The organism is Nodosilinea sp. P-1105 (genome assembly GCF_012911975.1).
Taxonomy (GTDB): domain Bacteria; phylum Cyanobacteriota; class Cyanobacteriia; order Phormidesmidales; family Phormidesmidaceae; genus Nodosilinea.
Genome location: NZ_SMDQ01000003.1, coordinates 71973 through 90682 on the forward strand (window position 1 = coordinate 71973; position 18710 = coordinate 90682).

Below are 18710 nucleotides of genomic sequence, written 5' to 3' on the forward strand. Positions count from 1 at the left end.
TAAGCTGCACGACAGATTTGCCCTAGTTGGACCTTTAATCCCTAACATGCAAAATTTAGATGGATTGATTCAATGCATCGATCCATCGGGCCAGCCCGTGCGTCAAAATCAAGAAACCCGTAGACAACGAAACAAAACCTGTGGCAACGACCTCTTCCTCTGACCAGCCCACCCTGATGCTGGTGGATGGCCATTCTTTGGCTTTCCGCTCCTACTATGCTTTCGCTAAAAATGCTGAAGGGGGGTTGCGCACCTCCACCGGCACTCCCACCAGTGTCTGCTACGGCTTTCTCAAGTCGTTACTCGACATGATGGAGGTGGAAAAGCCCCAGTACGCCGCCGTCGCCTTTGACCTGGACCAGCCCACCTTTCGCCACACGGCAGACAAAACCTATAAAGATGGGCGCCCAGAGGCACCAGAGGGGTTCTTAGAGGATGTCCAAAATCTGAAACAGCTACTCACCGACTTTGGCCTCAACATCTATGTAGCCCCAGGCTATGAGGCCGATGACGTGATTGGCACCCTGGCCACTAAGGCGCTGGGAGAGGGGTTCCGGGTCAAAATTCTCAGCGGCGATCAGGACTTGTTTCAGTTGATTGATCCAGAGGAGCGCATCACGGTACTACACCTGGGTAATGCCTTTGCCAAAGGGGCCAAAAATGGCCTGGCCCAGGAATTTAAAATTGAGGATGTGAAGGCCAAGCTAGATATTTTTCCGGCTCAGGTGGTGGACTATAAAGCCCTATGCGGTGACTCCTCCGACAATATCCCTGGGGTGAAGGGGGTTGGGGCTAAAACTGCGGCCAAACTGCTGAACGAGTATGGCGATCTTGATGCCATCTATGGCGATATTGACCACATCAAGGGGGCCACCAAGAAAAAGCTAGAGGCGGGGCAAGAATCGGCCTACCACTCGCGGTTTATGGCCAAAATTGTCACCGATGTAGACTTCGATGTGGATCTAGCCACCTGCAAGCTTCAGGGGTTTGACCCAGATGTGGTGATTCCAGCCCTAAAAAAGCTGGAGTTCCAGAACTTTATTAACCGGCTTGGCAAGCTACAGGCGGCCTTTGGCGGGGCGCAGGCGGAGGAAACAGCGGCAAAGGCAAGCCGGGCGCTGGAAGCGAAGAGTGCAGGGGTAAAGGATGAGGGGGCCGATGTGGCCTTCTTTTCCCCAGAGGAAACTGACAGCGCCCAGGGGGTAGATGACGTCGTCATTCAGCCCCAGATTGTCACCACCGAGGCCCAACTCTACGAACTACTCGACAGTCTGTCAGCGCAACAGAATCCCGCCGCCCCCGTCGCCTGGGACACCGAGACCACCTCCCTGGAACCACGGGATGCCACCCTGGTGGGCATCGGCTGCTGCTGGGGCACCGGGCCCGACGAAATGGCCTATATTCCCCTGGGCCACAATCAAGGAGAGATGCTGCCTCTAGCCATGGTGCTAGAAGCGCTGCGCCCAGTGCTGGAAAGCGCAAAATTTCCCAAAGCCCTGCAAAATGCTAAGTACGACAGGCTAGTGCTCTTGAACCAGGGTATCCAGCTGCAAGGGGTAGTGTTTGACACCATGCTGGCCAGCTACGTGCTCAACCCAGAGGCCAGCCATAACCTGACCGATCTCAGCCTGCGCTACCTCAACCTGGTAGCCCAAAGCTATGAAGACCTGGTACCAAAGGGCCAGACTATCGCCGATGTGGACATCGCTGCCGCCGCCACCTACTGCGGAGCCGATGTGCACACCACCTATTTGCTGGTGCCTAAGCTGCGGGCCGAACTGGAACAGGTGCCCAACCTCCATGCCTTGTTTACCGACGTTGAGCTCCCCTTAGAACCGGTGCTAGCCGCCATGGAGCAACAGGGTATTCGGGTGGATGCTGACTACCTCGCCAACTTGTCCCAGCAGCTGGAAACGGACCTGGCCCGGATTCAGGAAACCGCCTACCAGGAGGCCGGAGAAACCTTTAATTTAGGGTCTCCCAAGCAGCTAAGCCAGCTGTTGTTTGAAACCCTGGGACTCGATAAGCGCAAGTCCCGCAGAAATAAATCGGGCGGTTATTCCACTGATGCGGCCACCCTAGAAAAGCTACAGGGGGATCACCCGGTGGTGGATTTGGTGGTAGAACATCGCACCCTATCCAAGCTGAAATCCACTTATGTGGATGCTCTGCCTACTCTAATTCGAGCCGATACCCAGCGGGTCCACACTGACTTTAACCAAGCGGTGACGGCCACTGGGCGGCTGTCGTCATCGAACCCTAACTTGCAGAATATTCCGATCCGCACCGCCTTCAGTCGTCAAATTCGAGCGGCATTTATTCCTGAGGCGGGCTGGCGGCTGGTGGCAGCGGACTATTCTCAAATTGAGCTGCGCATTCTCGCCCATCTCAGTGATGAGCCGGTGCTGGTAGAGGCTTATAACACAAATGACGATGTCCATGCCCTCACGGCCCGGCTGTTGTTTGAAAAAGAGGACATTAGCCCCGAGGAACGGCGCATGGGCAAGGTGATTAATTTTGGGGTGATTTACGGTATGGGGGCTTCCCGGTTTGCCCGGGAAGCCGGCGTTAGCCGCACCGAGGCCAAAACCTTTATCGATCGCTACTACGATCGCTACCCCAAGGTGTTTGAGTACCTGCAACAGATGCAACGCCAGGCGATCGCCCAGGGTTATGTGGAGACCATCCGGGGGCGGCGGCGCTATGTTAACTTTAGCGACAGCAAACTGCGATCGCTGCGAGGCACTGACCCCGCCAGCATTGATCTAGAAGCACTGCGTACCAATGGCTATGATGCCGGCTTACTCAGGGCAGCGGCCAATGCTCCCATCCAGGGCAGCAGCGCCGATATCATCAAGATTGCGATGATTCGCTTGCATCAGTTGCTGAAAAAGTATCAAGCCAATCTGCTGCTGCAAGTGCACGACGAGCTGGTGTTTGAAGTTCCCCCCGAGGAATGGGCAGCACTGGAACCCACGATCATCACCACCATGGAATCAGCCATGGACTTGAAGGTACCCCTCAGGGTTGAAGCCCACGCTGGCCCCAACTGGATGGAGGCTAAGTGAAGCTCACTCCTGTCCCTCCTCCGGGGGTATTTCAGGAGGATTCTGGGGCTCTGTGTCCAGCAAGTTCGCCTTTGACTGCTTCAGGGATTTCCACAACCGCTTAATTTCGTCATAGGCCTCCTGGGCCGACATTTTGCCGCCAGTTTCCAGATTGCACACAAAGGAAACCCGCTGAGCAAACTCCTGCAGGTTGGCGTTAAAGGCAAGCCGTTGGGGAGTAAATTCACCCCAGTACTTGCTGCGAGGAAATAGAAAGTCGTCCTTAGGGGATGGCTTTTGATCTGTCATAGGAATAGCCATGGAAAAGGGTTAACATATCGGGCTGGGAACCAGCATCGTCAGACTTGAGCGAACTAGCTAAGATAACACTCTAGAATGGCGCACCAATCATCACTGGTTAGATTCTCATTAGAATAAACTGGTTTTTGCCTCAGAGTATCCCAACTAAAAAAACATCCATTTCTAGGACGCGAACTCATTCCGTTGGGTCGGTCGCAGCAAGACACCATGTCCGCACAGGCGGGAGTGCGTGATGGGGTAACTGCTCTAGCAGGTACTTTATCTTGAGGCGCATCCCTAAGCACGACCTGCCATCAAAAGGCCTTGAATATGAGTTACCGCCTCGCTGGCAGTGTCTATTTTCAGCATAGGCGATGGGGTCAACGTTTGCCAAAAAGCCACAGCGGCGGCATCCATTTCCATTAGGATCACTGGCTTCTGGGTTTTGATGGCCAAGGCAATTTCTGATGCCGTCCCTGGCCCTAGGCCACAGGCCACAACCACGCGGCTGGACAAAACATTAATCAGATTCCGCCCCTGGCCCAGACCTGTCATGATGGGAATGTCGACGGCTGGGGATAGATCCACCGGGCCTGCGCTGGGCAAAATACCAATGGTGAGTCCGCCCCCGGCTTTCGCCCCCTGACTGGCGGCAGCCATCACCCCAGCATTGCGCCCCCCAGTCAGGAGCACCCATCCCACCTGGGCAATCCCCTGCCCTAGGGCATAGGCCGTAGCGGTTTGTTGCGGTGTAGCCTGTTCTCCAGGTCCCATGACCCCAATCACCACTTTGGACATGAGCGATATCCTCCTAAGCCGCAAGAAAACTTGACGATCTCCCCCCTGCCAACTGGCAAGGCTGTCGTTTAGATTAAACTAACCCATAGAGAAAATTAGGGCCCTGTCGCCCTGACTGCATACATGATTCCACGGTTCTCTGTCGTCGCTCGGTTGAAAATTTTCGGTTCCCAACGCCTGGGCCTAGGGCTAGTCACCGCCATGGCGGTGACAGGGGCTTTGGTGATGGGGGGGACTGGTTTAGGCACATCAGTCTTGGCTGCAGAAACAGTGACAATTCGCCTGGGCCGGTTTTCCCAAACCATTGCCTTGGCCGATCTAGAGACCTTTGTGGCCACAGGGGAGGTGCCGCCGTCTTTAGGGTTATATCGTCCAGTGCTGACCCCTAGTGTGCGCCAGGCCCTAGGAGACCAGATTTCTCTAGATCCCGACGTCAGCCAGGTGATCTTAGATGAAATTCTGACCACCCCTGGCGGTAGCCAACTTCTGGAAACCCTGGAGGCGGTGGCCCCTAATTTGACCCCTGCAGATCTAAAAGCCACCATTGATGAAGCCTCGAAATCCCCGGAGGGACTGACCTTATTAGGGCTGTTGCGGGTGATTCCCCAAGACACGCTGGAAATTAATTTGGGGACATTAATTTCCCTTGGTTCCCAGTTTCGGTTGGCCCAAATGGAGAGCGAGGCCCTCAGTCGAGTCCTGCGCAAAGACTTGTCGGACACCCCCGTGGATATCACCCCCCTGGAGGATATGGATCCATTTTCTGAAGGGGAATCCCAGGTGGAGCGATGGGAATTGCTATTGCGCGATCGCCAACGCGATCGCCAGATCCCTGTCGATGTCTATTGGAGTCGGGATACCCAAGGTCCCCTGGTGGTGATTTCCCATGGCTTTGGGGCCGATCGCCGCTTTTTTGCCTACTTAGCTCAGCATTTGGCCTCCCACGGGCTAACGGTAGTGGCAGTGGAGCACCCAGGCAGTAACGTCGCGGCTCTGATGTCCTTACCCGTGGTCGATCCCCCCGAAGAGGACAAGCTTAGCCGCATTTTGCCAGCCACTGAATTTCTAGATCGGCCTCGCGACATTAGCTTTGTGCTTGATCGCCTAGAGAAACTAAATCTGTATTCCTACACCCTCCGGGGCCGCTTAGATACCGATCAGGTTACCCTGATTGGTCATTCCCTGGGCGGATATACCGGTCTGGCCCTGGCGGGGGCGGCCCTGGACTTGCGATCGCTGCAATCGTTTTGCCCCGATCTCAGCCCCGTTAGTTTTTCCCCAGCTGACTGGTTGCAATGTGCAGCGTTAGATCTGCCAGTGAAATATGCCAATCTCAAAGACAACCGGATTAGCCAGCTGATTGTCACCAACCCGCTTACGGGTCTGCTATTTGGGGAAGCGGGCCTGAGCCGGGTGCAGGTCCCCACCCTGATGGTAGCCAGCACCCATGATAGTGTTACCCCCATGGCTAAGCAGCAGTTGGGGCCATTTATGCAGCTGTCCGGGCCCAAGTATCTGATGACGGTACTTGGCGGATCTCACCTCAGTGTGGGCGATCCCGATAACCTCAATGCGGATCTACATCGGATCCCCTTTATGCCAGAGGTGCCTGACAGTTCCACAGCGGCAATGCGTCAGTTTTTCCAGGGCATTAGTCTGAGCTTCATCATGCAGCAAACTGACGATGCTGATGCCTACGCCCCGATGTTGAGTGCTGACTATGCCCAACTCTTCTCTACAGACGACCTCTCATTACGCCTCAGCCAGGATTTACCGGCCCGGCTCAGCCATTGGCCCCGTTTGCGACAGGGGGCGTTTTACCATCAAGAAACGCTGATGGCCTACGGCTCCTCACTACTGCATCTAGAAGCCATGGCCGTGCAAGACCATTTCCAGACACTGCAACGACAGATGCTGGCTTATCTCAGAACCAGCCCCCCATCATTAACAGCCATTTACCGGCCCCGCCGCTTTTTCTCACCTCACCTCCAGGCGCAACGCCATGGCTCTAACCGAGCCACCCCTTAGGAAACCGAGCCACCCCTTAGGAATTGCTGACATAGCCATCAGGCAAAGTAGTGCCCTGCAGGTTCGCGTGGCGGAGGTTAGTGTAGTCAAGCTTGGCATTGATCATGACGGCGTTGGTCAGGTTAGCACCGCTTAAGTTTGACCAACTAAGTCGGGTCCGGTAAAGGGTCGCCCCTTGGAGATTGGCCCCCCGCAGAGAACTCCAACTGAGATTAGTGCCTCGCAAATTCGATCGAGACAGGTCGACATTGACTAAGTTAGTGCTGGTCATTTTGGCCCGACTTAAATCAGTATCTTGCAGATTCGCCCCCTCCAGGCTAGCCCCGCTCAGAAAAGCCCCCACCAGGCTGGCCCCCTGTAAGTTAGTGCCATTCATCAAGGCGCTGGTGAGGTTGGCATGGTCCAGATTGGCCTGTTGCAGATCAGTCCCCATCAGTTTGGCCCGACTCAAGCTGGCTTCCGTCAGGGTAGCTTGGTAGAGAGAGGCCTGGTCCAAGGTGGCTTCGTTCAAGTTAGCGTTGTCTAAATTGACTTGACTCAGGTTTGCCCGAATCAACAGAGCACTACGCAAGCCAGCTTCGGTCAGATCGGCCTCTCGTAAATCGGCCTCGGTCAGATCAGCACCGATTAAGTTAACTAACAGTAGATTGGCTCGGTGGAGGCAAACAGAGGCCATTTGTGCTTCTCGGAAATTGACTCCCACCAAGGTGGCCCCAGTGAAGTTGGTGTGCTGGAAATAGGACTGACGAAAATTAGCGCCACTCAAATCTTGGTGGGCTAAATCAGCACCAATTAACTGCACCCCCCGAAAGTCACGCTCGCCAGCCTGGTAACTTTCGAGCAGGGCATCGGCCGTGATTTCCTGGGGTGGTTCAGGGGAGCGTAGGTGATTGAACGATGAGGTTTCCAATGACGGGTCTCAAATGCAACAATTTTCAGGACAGAAATGGTCCGACGGGACCGATTTAGAGTTACCTTGCTCACAAATTGCTTGGGCAAGGGAGAGCAGGCAAGGAATGACCAAAGTTATCAGCATGTCAAGCATATGCCCCCTGCACCCAGACCAGTGACCGGAGATGATAACGACACCGCTGCTGAAGCGTGCCATTCACCCCAAATTTTAGTCCTTAGTGGCCGGTCAGGTCGTTAGCCATTTGGCTAATTTGACCAGATGAGTTTAATTTCAAGGATGAGGGCAGATGCCTGTATATTTAGGTAGAAAGCTCGTCGGCTAAGGATATTTATTATACCGAGTATTTGCTGATAACCCTAGCCTCGCTGACCAGAACATCAGGATCTGTATGGGTGCGTCAGTAGCGTAGGCCAGTAGCGGTAGGATAGTAACAGTAAAGTAGGTCTAGTTGTACTGATCACGAAGATGCTGGAGCGTTGAGCTAAGCCTAATCCGGGTCTAGGCTAGCCATTGCAGGCGACTTTAGACTGGTTCGATGGCTAACGGCAACCCATCCCCCTACCCTGTGAGAACAAATTGCCTATGCTTCGTCACCTAAAGCTATTGGTGCGCCGTCGTCTCACCTGGCTGCTGCTATTGTTGGCTGTGTGGCTACTGTGCAGTGGGCAGGCTCAGGCTGGTGTCTTGGGCGATGACCTCAAGGGGCCGGTCTTTGACTATCGCATCCAGCATGTCCCCAGTGGGCAGGCTCTTCCCTCCCTGGCTCCGGCCCAAGGGGATTTGGTCTATCCAGACTGGTTTCAGGGCACTTGGCAACTGACCAGTACCCTGGTGGAGTTAACTGCTCCCCTGGCGCCAGCACTGACTACCCCCGGTTTCGAGGGCAATCAGACTTGGCTGCATCAGCCGGTTACCTGTGTGGTACGGTTCCTGTCAGTTCCTAAAGTGAGCCGGGGGATCGTACCTTTGGTGCAGGGCCAGTCTCAGGTTATCAGCGATCGCGCCTTTAATGGGCTAAACCTAGCCCGAGCCTACCTCAGCGATGGAGCGGTTAAAGCAGTCAAGGTGGATCCCAGTAACCCTAACCGCCAGGTCACCTTGCTAGACCACGGGCGACAATTAACCTCGACAGTCACGGCCCGTGGTACTGAAACCCCCTCCCCTGAACGCTTTGTTACCACTGAGCGGTTTCAGCAAGTGTTTAGCGGCACTGCCATCCCTTACCTAAATCAGGTGGATATCATTACCGACTACAGCCAAACCCCAGCGGGAATCGTTGCTGACCAAGTGACCGCTGTCTATCTGTCTCCCCAAGATCCCGAGTTCTTTAAGGCTCTAGACCAGCCCGTTGCTCTATATCACTATCGACTTACCTTGACCAAAGTGGACTCTCCTCCTAAAGAGGCAGCAACTAGCTGGCTGGGGTAGAGGCGGCCCTGTTTACCCAGGGTGGTAACCAGGGTGTACAGCACATACAGAAAGCCCAGCCCGTAGCATAGACCTCGGATCATCACTTTGCCTGTATGGCGATCTTTGTTACAGGGGGGATGCCCGAGCACATGGCAGGTAAACAATCTCCAAAACAGCTGGCGATTTTGACGGCAGGTTAAATTTTTCAGGCCCAAGAGAAAGTGATTGTGGTAGAAATCGAGCTGATAGCGCAGGGTCTGAGTAGCAATATGGTGGCAACCGCCGGTTGTTTCCCCCCGATGGAGTAAGTAGGCCTGGGGGTTGTACCAGACGAGGTAGCCGGTCTGGCGCAACCGCAGACACAGGTCTGATTCTTCTCGCACCGCCGTGCCGTAGAAGCGCTCGTCAAACCGGAGCCCATACTGGTTAAACACCTGCCGCCGAAACGACATATTGCAGCCCCGTGCTGTCAGCACCGCCTGGGGCTGGGTAGGCCGTACCAGGTCCAAATGATACCAGGCAACGCCAGGGTCCATCGCTTCTGGGGGGAGGTAATCAATGGTCAGGTCTGGGGCCTCGGCCAGCTTACTGGGATCATGAACCCGACCGGCCACCGCCCCCACCTGAGGCTGCTGCAAAAAGCTACGGGCATGGGCATATAGATACCCGGCAGGCAACACCACATCATCGTCGATAAACAGCACAATCTCCCCAGTAGATTGCTCGATCCCCAGGTTGCGGGCGGCGGGTAGACTGGCCCAAGGCACCTGATACCAGGTAATTTGTCCAGTTTGGGCCCAGTGCATCAGCTGTTGCTGGGTAGAGGCTTGGTGGACCGGAGTCTGATCGACCACAATCACCTCATAGGCCGGGTAATCCTGAGCTAGCAGGCTGGCTAAGGTGTCGCACAGCACCGCCTCCCGCCGGTAAGTGGGAATGATCACCGTAAGGGTGGGCCAGGGGAGGGAATCCATACACCGGAGGACATAGGGCTGCTTTTAGCATAGCGGGATCATCTGGCGGCGATGGTCAAAAACCGGCTCCTCGAGGCGATCGCCTTAGGCCTGTCAATCGCTGGGCTAGAATTGAGCCATCAGTTGTTTTGGTCCGGTCGGATTATGGCGCGTTTTCTTCGCTGGTCTTGGTTAGGCATGTCGATCACCGCAGTCCTGGTACTGGCTGGCGGAGAGTCCGGGGTATCGCCGTTAGTGCCACCTCAGGCCCAGGCCCAGGACACCATCACCTTGCGATCGGACGTCCAGGAGGCCAATACGATTACAGGGGTGATTACCGCCCGGGGGAATGTGCAAATTGACTATCCGGCGGAGCAAATTCGGGCCACCTCAGCCCAGGCAGAGTATTACAGCAATGAACAGCGCATTGTACTCAGTGGCAATGTGTTGATTGACCAGCGGGGCAGTACCGTACGGGCCGAGGTGGTGACCTACCTAATCGAAGAAGGGCAGTTTGTGGCGGTGCCTAGCCCCAATAACCAGGTGGAGTCAGTCTATGTGTTGCCAGAATCTCAGGCAGCCCCCAATGGCAATGGGGCCGCTTCGAGTCCACCGGCCCAGCCATCTTCTTCTCGCCCACCAGTCCTGCTAGATGTCAGCCCAATTGAGCCAGCCGATCCTAGCTGATGGGGGGCAAATCCCCCAGGGTAGCGTTTTAAAGTTGGCTAGGGGATAGTTGAAAGCTGTGTGCCGGTTATCGGAATGGGTACCTGTACTACCTAGATAGGGAAGAGCCTTTGATACAATTTTTTAGGTTTGGCATTGTGTCGTCGCCCAGGCAAACCTTTGAAAATCGTTCTTGACAATGTTCAAAAAACCTATGGCAAGCGCCAGGTGGTTAACCGGGTCAGCCTTTCCGTTGCCCAAGGAGAAATTGTGGGGCTGCTGGGGCCTAATGGGGCTGGAAAAACCACAACGTTTTACATGGCTACAGGCCTAGAGCGTCCCGATGGTGGCCGAGTGTGCCTCGATCAAATTGATATTACTGATCTACCCATGCACCAGCGAGCTCGTTTGGGGATTGGCTATCTGGCCCAGGAACCCAGCATTTTTCGCAACCTGTCTGTGGTTGACAATATTTTGCTAGTGATGCAGCAAACCCGAGTCGCCCCTGAAGAATATGGTGATCGCCTCCAAGACCTACTCAAAGAGTTTCGCCTTGAAAAGGTGGCTAACACCCTAGGCATTCAAGTGTCTGGGGGCGAGCGGCGGCGCACCGAGCTAGCCCGGTCCCTGGCCTCTGGCCCAGAGGGGCCTCGGTTTCTGTTTTTAGATGAGCCGTTTGCTGGGGTCGATCCGATTGCGGTAGCTGAAATTCAAGAGATTATTGCTCAACTGCGCGATCGCGATATGGGCATCTTAATTACCGATCACAATGTGCGGGAAACCCTGCGAATTATCGATCGGGCTTACATCATGAACGACGGTCAAATTCTAGCGTCAGGCAGCGCTGATGATCTCTATAACAATCCCCTAGTGCGCGAGCACTATCTCGGCAAAGACTTCGCCCTTTAACCCGACTCCCAATGGGTAACGACTGAACGATTCAGGTCACTTTCAGCCCTCAGGACAACAGTTCTTTCCCTCCGATTGTTTCTCAGATCCTATCCATGGCTCAAGCATCTTCTCCATCTCAACTATCCTTTCCCCGACCCCGCCAAAGTCGGACTGTGATTTCTGTGATGGATCGCTACATCGCCAAAGAGCTTTCCCTACCATTTATGTTCGGCGTCGGGGCCTTTTCCTCCATTGGTATTTCCATCGGCGCTTTGTTTGAGTTGATCCGGCGCATCACCGAGTCAGGGCTATCCATTACCCTGGCCATCCAAATTTTCATGCTCAAGCTGCCAGAATTCATTGTGTTGGCCTTTCCAATGGCTACCCTACTGGCGACGATGATGACCTATAGCCGATTTTCCAGCGATAGCGAGCTGATTGCCCTGCGAGGGGTGGGCGTCAGTATTCGACGGATTATTGCCCCAGCGGTGGTGCTTAGTTTGCTGGTCACCGGCATGACCTTTGTGTTCAATGAGCTGATTACTCCTGCCGCCAACTATCGAGCCGCCATCACCCTAGAGCGAGCCTTAAATTCCGAACGCCCCCCCTTTCAAGAGCGCAACATTTTTTACCAAGAATTTCAACCGGCCAGGGATGACCCCGCCGCCCAGGAACTGAAGCGGCAATTCTACGCCCGCCGCTTTGACGGCGATACCATGTACGGGTTGACCATTCTCGACTTTTCCCAGGAGGGCCTCAGCCAGGTCGTCAGCGCTGATTCAGCCACTTGGGACTTTAGTCAAAACACCTGGAACTTTTACGATGGCACGATTTATGCCGTTGCCCCGGACGGCTCATTCCGCAACATCATCACCTTTGAAAATCAAAAGCTGCAACTGCCCCGCACGCCCCTAGACCTGGCCGGTCGCACCAAAAACGATACTGAAATGAATATTGCCGAAGCCTCTCAACAACTAGACCTGGTGCGCCAGGGGGGCGACGAAGCCTTAATTCGCCGCTGGCAGATTCGGATTCAGCAAAAATATGCCCTTCCCTTTGTCTGCGTCGTGTTTGGCCTGGTAGGGTCCTCGATTGGGGTACTGCCCCAGCGCACCAGCCGGGCCACCAGCTTTGGCATTAGTATCGTGATTATTTTTGGCTATTACCTGTTGTCATTCATTACGAACGCCATGGGAGAAGTCGGGATTCTCTCTCCATTTATGGCCGCTTGGCTGCCTACCTTACTGGGGCTGGCCATTGGGCTGTATTTACTGATCAAAGCTTCTAACTAAACCAGAGCCAAGTCTGGACTTGGTATAAATCAACCCGGGGTTGGAATAGGCATTCCCCTCCTGGGAGGGGTGCTCGGAGGGCGGGGTGGGTTCCTTCGGGCTTGAGTGGACCCACCCCTACTTACTTCGACAAGCTCAGGCTACCTCCCCCGATACCCCAGCGGTGCATTGCGGCTAACCAAAGCGACTAGAACGCTGGTACAGATCCCAGGGTTCTGCCTTGAGACGCCCTAAAGTTCATGGTCAATCAGCCTGAGAACCCTGGGATCTTGCCATACTGTACCGATGCTCTAGGACGTTCCCGGATGTCCCTGTAGCCGCATAGGCAGAGCCGCGCCCTTGGCGCTATGCACCCTACGGTCGGCCTTTTGGGAATCGGGGTTGTGTGACTCGAATTTGGTATGAACCGGGTATAAGCCTTAAAAAAAGCCATCCTGCTCAATTTCTTCGATCACCTGTAGCCCACGGGTATCCCCTACTTTGAGGATGGCAGAGCGGGCATCTTCCCGTACCCCCAGGTCCTTATCTTCGGCAAAGGTTTCAATCAGAGCATCGATAGCCGTGTGGTACACCACATTAGACGGTAACTCGCGGCAAAGCTGGCCAATGGCCCAGGCGCAGTTGCTGCGCACCGCCGACACACTGTCTTGGCGCATAGCTTCAATCAGCGGCGGGATAGCGGCAATCACCGGCTCATACCCCACCTGGGCCATTTGCGCTAAAGCACTGGCCGCCCAAAGACGCACTGCTGGAATGTCTGTTTTAAGGGCATCAATCAAAGGAAAGAGGGCGCGACCATCGTGGGAGTTACCCAAGGCCCAGACGAGACCTTTGCGCACGTAGCCATTCCAGTCAGCGGCCAGTTGCGTAATCAGGGAATCAACCGCCGATGGGTCGGGGTTACGACCCAGGGCATAGGCGGCGCTCACCCGCACTAGGGGGCATGTATCTTGCAATAGCCGCACCAAAGCTGGAATGGCACGACCATCTTCCACCTCGCAAAAGGCACGGGCCGCCAACATCCGCTGCTGGGGGTCTGTGGCATCCAACAATGGCAGCATCACCTCAGGATCGTACGGGGGGGCACTGTTTTCTTCAGGCGGCCCCAGGGCATCAAGAGGGTCAGCAAACTCAAGGTCTGGATTCAGGGTAGTTAAGTCGTCATCATACATATGGCCACTTTATCCGGTTCCGAGGCACTTTGATCCGGTAGCCCAGTCTGATGTTAACTTTCGTTAAGCCAGCCCTATGTTGAGCTTGGTGTTTGCGGCGGCTACCCAGGTTTGAAGGTGATACCCCCCTTGGCAGAGTCCTCAATTCGATTGGGGGTTACTGATTCAGATTGTAGGATGAGTTGCATTGACAGGGCAGACTTTAGCCCGCCGAACCCAACCTCCGTCTCCCGTCCCCTATGTCCCACCGACATTCGGAAGAATATCCTTAGATATACTCCGGCTAAGCTTTTAGGCGTTAGGATCAAAATCAATGAATGTATGCATTGTCTGCACGGGGCAGAATCTATGCTTGCACTACTCTATGCTTGCACTACACAGAGGCAATTTTTATGGCATCTCAAGAGCAAGTTCGAGACTTTCTAGCCCATTGGTTTCAGTTGGGCAAGCCCATCGTACTGGCTGAGAATAGAGGAGAGCATTTACCCAGCCCGATCTACCACCAGGGGACGTACAGCCAGTCCTTTGAAGATTGCTGGCACAACGTTATGGTAACCAGTGGTCAGGGCTGTTATCTCAAGGGGACAACCCAGAGCGTGGCTGATATGCTCTCTCCGGCCTGGGTGGTTACCTCCTGTGCCCGCTGTGATATGCCTTTAGCCATTCCAGAACTAGGGATAGCAAAATCTCCCTGCCCCTGTGATGATTTAAGCAGTTGGCCGAATTATGATGTGCCGGTGCCGCGCACGGCAGTAGACAGCGATCGCCGTCTCAGCGATATTCAGCGTCGGGTGAATATCGCCTCTGGTTTTGACTCGGTGCCATCCAGAGGCCCCTATGAGGCAGAAGAAACCAGGGTCTTTTCCGCCTGGCGGGCCAGATCATAAACCATGAAATCGTAGGCCATGGTGGTGCTAGGGAAAATAGCCTGCGCCTCAGCCAGTAGATCCCCCAGTTGAATATCATTGCCAGGGGCGTAGCGGGGGCTGAAGTGAGTCATGATCAGATGTTTGACTTGAGCCGCCAACGCCACCTGCGCCGCCATTGTGGACGTGGAATGCAGCCGTTGGTAAGCTAACTCGGCATCCCGGTGGGAGAAGGTGGCTTCGTGGATTAACACGTCGGCCTCTGCGGCCAGTGCAACGGCGCGATCGCAATAGATAGTATCAGTGCAGTACACCAGCTTACGCCCCACCAGGTCTGGCCCACACAGGTCAGCCCCATTGATACTGCGGCCATCGGGCAGGGTGACCCGCAAGCCCTGCTTCAGTTGGCCATAGATGGGACCCGGCGGAATCCCCAGGGCCTTGGCTCGTTTCACGTCAAATCGGCCAGGGCGATCGCGCTCTTCCACTCGGTAACCATAGGCCGGCACTCGATGTTCTAAGCGATCGCACACCACCCGAAACTGCTCATCCTCAAACACCAGCCCTGGTTCCACCGGATGGATCTTAATCGGTAGCGAAAAGTGGGTTTGGGAATAGCGGCGACAGGCCTGAAGGTAATCATTCAGGGGTTTGGGACCATAGATATCAATCCGCTGTTGGCGGTTGCCTGCTAAGCCACAGCTGGCCAATAGTCCCATCAGCCCAAAAATGTGATCCCCATGCATATGGGTAATAAAAATGCGCCGAATCTGGCTAGACTTAACGTCGCTACGCAAAAATTGGTGTTGGGTGCCCTCGCCACAGTCAAATAGCCATACCTCAGCTCTCTGAGGTAACCGTAGGGCGATACTAGACACATTGCGCGATCGGGTAGGAACCCCGGAACTGGTACCCAAAAACGTGATTTGCAAGAAACTGGCCTCTACCAACTCTCCTATCTTGGCATGGGCCGCCACAATTGGTGGAATCACAGCAGGGTAGCATCACCTAGGCCATAGGCTAGACCAAGGCCAGCCGCCACTGAGATCAGTCAACTGCAAGAGGATTACCAAGTATGAGGGCTGTCATTCACACTTTAGGGGCAGGGGTTGTGGGATTAGGGGCTTTAGGCGTCATCCCCGCCGCCCAGGCCGAGCCGCCGGGGGTATACTATGCCTGGCAAAGCCTGAGCGGTGATGTAGATCAATGCATCAGTCGAGCCAGCCAGGCTTTAAATAGTCAGGACCTGGCCCTGACCCAAGCTGACGATAATAGCATTGCCGGACAGTCTGACCAGGTAACAGCCGTGTTTGTGTGCCTGCAGAATCCCAGTAACACCACGGTGATGATGATTGTCTCTAGCCAAGACGCAGTCCAGGCGGTGGCTGTACGAGAAGCCTTAAAAGCAGCGTTCTAAGGGTATGCGGGTCATTGCTTACCAATATTGTGAAGACGCTTCTAGCCCGCCAGGGTCTAATCCGTGGCCGGGATCTATTCAACGTCAGGGGCAGATGTGGCCCATTGCCCAGGTGTATACCGATGTCGCTCTACCCACCTCCCCTGACTATCGACCCCAGTTGGCGCAATTGCTGGCGGATAATCAAATCACCCCGGCTCAGGTGGTGCTGGTGGCGGATCTCAGCCAGCTCGGCGAGAGCCTGAACAAGATCAAAGCCTGCCTCAGTATCCTAGAAGCCGCCGGTACTCAAGTGGTGTGCTTAGCTGGGAGCGAGGCAGAAGCTAGCCTAGAGGGGGTTACGGCATTGCCCCCCGGTGTGGAGCTGGGTCATCAGGTGGCGCAGCAGCAGCACCGTCGTCGGCTACGGGCTGGCCATGCCCAGAATCGGCTCAACGCGCTTCCCCCGCCTGGTAAAGCCCCCTACGGCTACCGCCGTGGCCAAGAGCGTTACCTGATCGATCGTAGTGCGGCCCCTGTGGTCACAGCTTTTGTCAATGAATTCCTCTTGTACGGATCCCTACGGGCAGCGGTACGTTTTGTGGAAAGCCGATTTGGCAAACGCATCTCAGTTTCAACGGGGCGTCGCTGGTTGACCCACCCGGTGTACCGAGGGGACTTGCAGTACCACGACGGTCAAGTGCTACGCAACACTCACGCCGCACTGATCAGCCGTGAAGAAGCTGCCCAAATCGATCGCCTGCTACGCCGCAACAGTCAACTTCCCCCTCGCACCGCTGGAGCCCCTCGCTCGTTAGCGGGGTTAGTCACCTGTCAGGAATGTGGCTGCTCCCTGGCTGTGTCAACTACCACCAACCGCCAGACCCGTCACCGCTATCTGTATTTGCGGCCCAGGGCCTGCGGGCGGCAACAGCCCTGCCCGGCGATTCCCTACGATCGCGCCTTAGATCACATCATCAGCCAAATTTGCCAAGACTTACCTCGGGCTGTGGCCCAGCGGTTTGCCAGTGGCCCAGAGCAACTCCCCCCCGCCGGAACGGGCCTGCAGGCGCAAATTCAGCAGAAACAAATGGCTCTAGAGCAACTCCCGATCCTGGTGGACAATGGGGTGTTAGATCAAGCGACAGCTGACCTGCGACGCTACACATTGCGCGGCGAAATGGCTGAGCTTGAGCAACGTCTAGCGCAACTGCCGCCGGTAAATCTACAAGAGCTCTCCCAGTCAGTGTCCATTCCCCAGTTCTGGCATGACTTGTCTGAAGCTGAGCGTCGCTTTTTCTTCCGGGAGTTCATCCAGACCATCAACATTATTCGCCATGGCACCCAGTGGGAGATTGCCCTGACGCTAGTGTTTTGATCGTAGAGCTTTGATCTTTGATCGTCAATTTGCATGAATACCATGGGATGTCGGCCATCTTCCCTGGGGGGCAACCAGGTCTGCCTTAACCTAGCGAGTGGAAGGTTTGAGGCGAGTTCTGTCTGGCAGACATAGGACAGGATACCAGGTGTCAGGTACCGTTAGCCGACATCTGCCGCAGAGTACTCAAAAAACACTTCATAGAAAAAGCATCATATCTTTAAAGACGCGATCGCCTGAGGTGAGCGGAGTAGTTGTACTATATGAACCAGTAATATAATTCTTAAATTTCTCTCAATTAATTCAGCCCATTAATTTGTTTCAGAGAGACTCTGTAACTAGACAATCAAAAGTCAGAAAAATTGGAAGGTTGGAAAATTAAATATGACCCTATGTACCGATTATCGGTCCTATGTCCTAGGGCTTTCAGTTCGTCAAATCCGCAACCTGGTTGGTTTCACATCCCTCTACGAATTTGAGGATATTATTCAAAATAATAATCATGCCAGTCTGATTCAAATCAAGGATCATCAGGCTATTGAAGCTAGCAGGAAAATATACAAAGCCTTTAAAGCCATTGACAAGTCAGGTAATCTTAGTAATTTTTTGTCTCGCCATTACATTCCAAATCAAAGTCGTTTCCACCTGCAGAATGACTACGATTTATTTTTCCCATCTTTCAATAGTCCCTTTGAACTGTTTGCCCTCAAATCAGTAGAAGGATGGCGCGATCGCAGTCGCTATGCTGCTTGCTTTATCAACGAAGTTTGGGAGCGAGAATTAAAGGACTGCACCTATTTGCTGGAGCTGCTCAAAGACTTTGACCACATCTTCGTGGGACTGCACCACAGTGTTAACAGCGTTTCCCAGTTGACGGGCAAACCCTGTACTTACCTACCCATCGGCATCGATGCCCTGACGTTTTGTCCTTTTGTTAGATCAGAAAAAGTTCGCAATATTGATATTTGCAACATTGGCCGTCGCTCCGATATTACTCATCGGGCCTTGCTAGACTTGGCCGAGCAAAACGATTTGTTTTATTATTACGATACTGTCTCAACCAGTGGCGTCGCTGATGCCGCTAAGCAAACCACCTTTCATGTTAAAAACCATCAAGAGCATCGACTGCTTTTGGCTAACCTACTCAAGCACAGTCGCTATTTCATTGCTAATCGGGCCTTTATTAATGCTCCTGAAAGGACTGGAGGCAAAAGCGAAATCCCCAGTCGTTTTTTTGAGGGAGCTGCCGCTGGCACGGTGATGATGGGGACACCACCAGAGACAGGAGTATTTAAAGAATACTTTGACTGGGAAGACGCCGTGGTTCACCTGCCCTTTGATGCTCCTGACATCGCCACGGCGATCGCTGACTTAGACGCTCAGCCAGAGCGGGTGGCGGCCATCCGGCGCAACAATGTGATCAATGCCTTACTCAAACATGACTGGCTGCATCGCCTGCAAGTGGTCTACGACACCTTTGACCTGCCGCCATCTTTAGCTATGGTAGAGCGATCGCAGAAAATTTCGGCACTGGTCGATCAGATTCAACAACAGGCCCCAGACGTGCGCCATTACTCGATGAGCAAAGCTATCCCCTAGT

At 54.3% G+C, this 18710-nt stretch carries 16 protein-coding genes; 10 read left to right on the forward strand and 6 right to left on the reverse strand.

Going from position 1 to position 18710, the window contains the following annotated elements; genetic code table 11:
• Positions 1 to 176: 176 nt before the first annotated feature.
• On the forward strand, positions 177 to 3068 hold the full coding sequence (polA, locus tag E1H13_RS02280; RefSeq protein WP_169611873.1) for a DNA polymerase I: 2892 nt from the start codon (positions 177 to 179) through the stop codon (positions 3066 to 3068).
• Between the two features lie 3 nt (positions 3069 to 3071).
• Here polA and E1H13_RS02285 read toward each other — a convergent pair whose 3' ends face one another.
• Together E1H13_RS02285 and E1H13_RS02290 are read right to left on the reverse strand one after the other, a co-directional pair.
• Positions 3072 to 3356 (reverse strand): hypothetical protein, encoded by a 285-nt coding sequence (locus E1H13_RS02285; protein WP_169611766.1) that lies wholly within the window; start codon positions 3354 to 3356, stop codon positions 3072 to 3074.
• 288 nt (positions 3357 to 3644) lie between these two features.
• Positions 3645 to 4145 carry an LOG family protein gene (locus tag E1H13_RS02290; RefSeq protein ID WP_169611767.1) on the reverse strand — a complete coding sequence of 167 codons (501 nt, stop codon included), beginning with the start codon at positions 4143 to 4145 and terminating at the stop codon, positions 3645 to 3647.
• Positions 4146 to 4268: 123 nt separating this feature from the next.
• Between E1H13_RS02290 and E1H13_RS02295 the strand changes: the two genes are divergently transcribed.
• A complete protein-coding gene (locus E1H13_RS02295; protein ID WP_169611768.1) occupies positions 4269 to 6173 on the forward strand; it encodes an alpha/beta hydrolase in 1905 nt (634 codons plus the stop codon).
• A gap of 16 nt (positions 6174 to 6189) precedes the next feature.
• On the opposite strand, the gene E1H13_RS02300 is transcribed toward E1H13_RS02295, so the two are convergent.
• Complete coding sequence (locus E1H13_RS02300; protein WP_169611769.1) at positions 6190 to 7083, reverse strand: pentapeptide repeat-containing protein; 894 nt, start codon at positions 7081 to 7083, stop codon at positions 6190 to 6192.
• A gap of 585 nt (positions 7084 to 7668) precedes the next feature.
• Here E1H13_RS02300 and E1H13_RS02305 point away from each other — a divergent pair.
• Positions 7669 to 8514: a DUF6816 family protein gene (locus tag E1H13_RS02305; RefSeq protein WP_169611770.1), complete on the forward strand. Its 846-nt coding sequence runs from the start codon at positions 7669 to 7671 to the stop codon at positions 8512 to 8514.
• Here the strand turns inward: E1H13_RS02305 and hpsN are convergent.
• On the reverse strand, positions 8448 to 9470 hold the full coding sequence (hpsN, locus tag E1H13_RS02310; RefSeq protein WP_169611771.1) for a hormogonium polysaccharide biosynthesis glycosyltransferase HpsN: 1023 nt from the start codon (positions 9468 to 9470) through the stop codon (positions 8448 to 8450). The two genes, E1H13_RS02305 and hpsN, sit on opposite strands and share 67 nt — an antisense overlap.
• Before the next feature lie 144 nt (positions 9471 to 9614).
• On the opposite strand from hpsN, the gene E1H13_RS02315 reads away from it, so the two are divergent.
• From E1H13_RS02315 to E1H13_RS02325, 3 genes are all read left to right on the forward strand, one after another.
• Complete coding sequence (locus tag E1H13_RS02315) at positions 9615 to 10136, forward strand: LptA/OstA family protein (protein WP_240966368.1); 522 nt, start codon at positions 9615 to 9617, stop codon at positions 10134 to 10136.
• Positions 10137 to 10295: 159 nt separating this feature from the next.
• On the forward strand, positions 10296 to 11024 hold the full coding sequence (gene lptB / locus E1H13_RS02320; RefSeq protein ID WP_169611772.1) for an LPS export ABC transporter ATP-binding protein: 729 nt from the start codon (positions 10296 to 10298) through the stop codon (positions 11022 to 11024).
• A 167-nt stretch (positions 11025 to 11191) separates the two neighbouring features.
• Positions 11192 to 12298: an LptF/LptG family permease gene (locus E1H13_RS02325; RefSeq protein ID WP_169611875.1), complete on the forward strand. Its 1107-nt coding sequence runs from the start codon at positions 11192 to 11194 to the stop codon at positions 12296 to 12298.
• Between the two features lie 419 nt (positions 12299 to 12717).
• Here the strand turns inward: E1H13_RS02325 and E1H13_RS02330 are convergent, their stop codons facing one another.
• The gene (locus tag E1H13_RS02330; RefSeq protein WP_169611773.1) at positions 12718 to 13470 is read right to left on the reverse strand and encodes a HEAT repeat domain-containing protein; all 753 of its coding nucleotides are present in this window, start codon (positions 13468 to 13470) and stop codon (positions 12718 to 12720) included.
• 392 nt (positions 13471 to 13862) lie between these two features.
• On the opposite strand from E1H13_RS02330, the gene E1H13_RS02335 reads away from it, so the two are divergent.
• Complete coding sequence (locus E1H13_RS02335; protein ID WP_169611774.1) at positions 13863 to 14357, forward strand: hypothetical protein; 495 nt, start codon at positions 13863 to 13865, stop codon at positions 14355 to 14357.
• Here E1H13_RS02335 and E1H13_RS02340 read toward each other — a convergent pair.
• Entirely contained in the window at positions 14306 to 15268 is a 963-nt protein-coding gene (locus tag E1H13_RS02340; protein ID WP_169611876.1) for a ribonuclease Z, read from the reverse strand. The genes E1H13_RS02335 and E1H13_RS02340 overlap by 52 nt on opposite strands.
• Positions 15269 to 15411: 143 nt before the next feature.
• On the opposite strand from E1H13_RS02340, the gene E1H13_RS02345 reads away from it, so the two are divergent.
• The 3 genes from E1H13_RS02345 to E1H13_RS02355 all read left to right on the forward strand — a co-directional run bounded on the left by E1H13_RS02345 (position 15412) and on the right by E1H13_RS02355 (position 18709).
• Entirely contained in the window at positions 15412 to 15753 is a 342-nt protein-coding gene (locus E1H13_RS02345; protein WP_169611775.1) for a hypothetical protein, read from the forward strand.
• Positions 15754 to 15847: 94 nt separating this feature from the next.
• On the forward strand, positions 15848 to 17110 hold the full coding sequence (locus E1H13_RS02350) for a recombinase family protein (RefSeq protein WP_240966369.1): 1263 nt from the start codon (positions 15848 to 15850) through the stop codon (positions 17108 to 17110).
• Positions 17111 to 17494: 384 nt separating this feature from the next.
• Positions 17495 to 18709, forward strand: coding sequence for a glycosyltransferase (locus E1H13_RS02355; RefSeq protein ID WP_169611777.1), 1215 nt, complete (start codon positions 17495 to 17497; stop codon positions 18707 to 18709).
• Position 18710 lies beyond the last annotated feature (1 nt).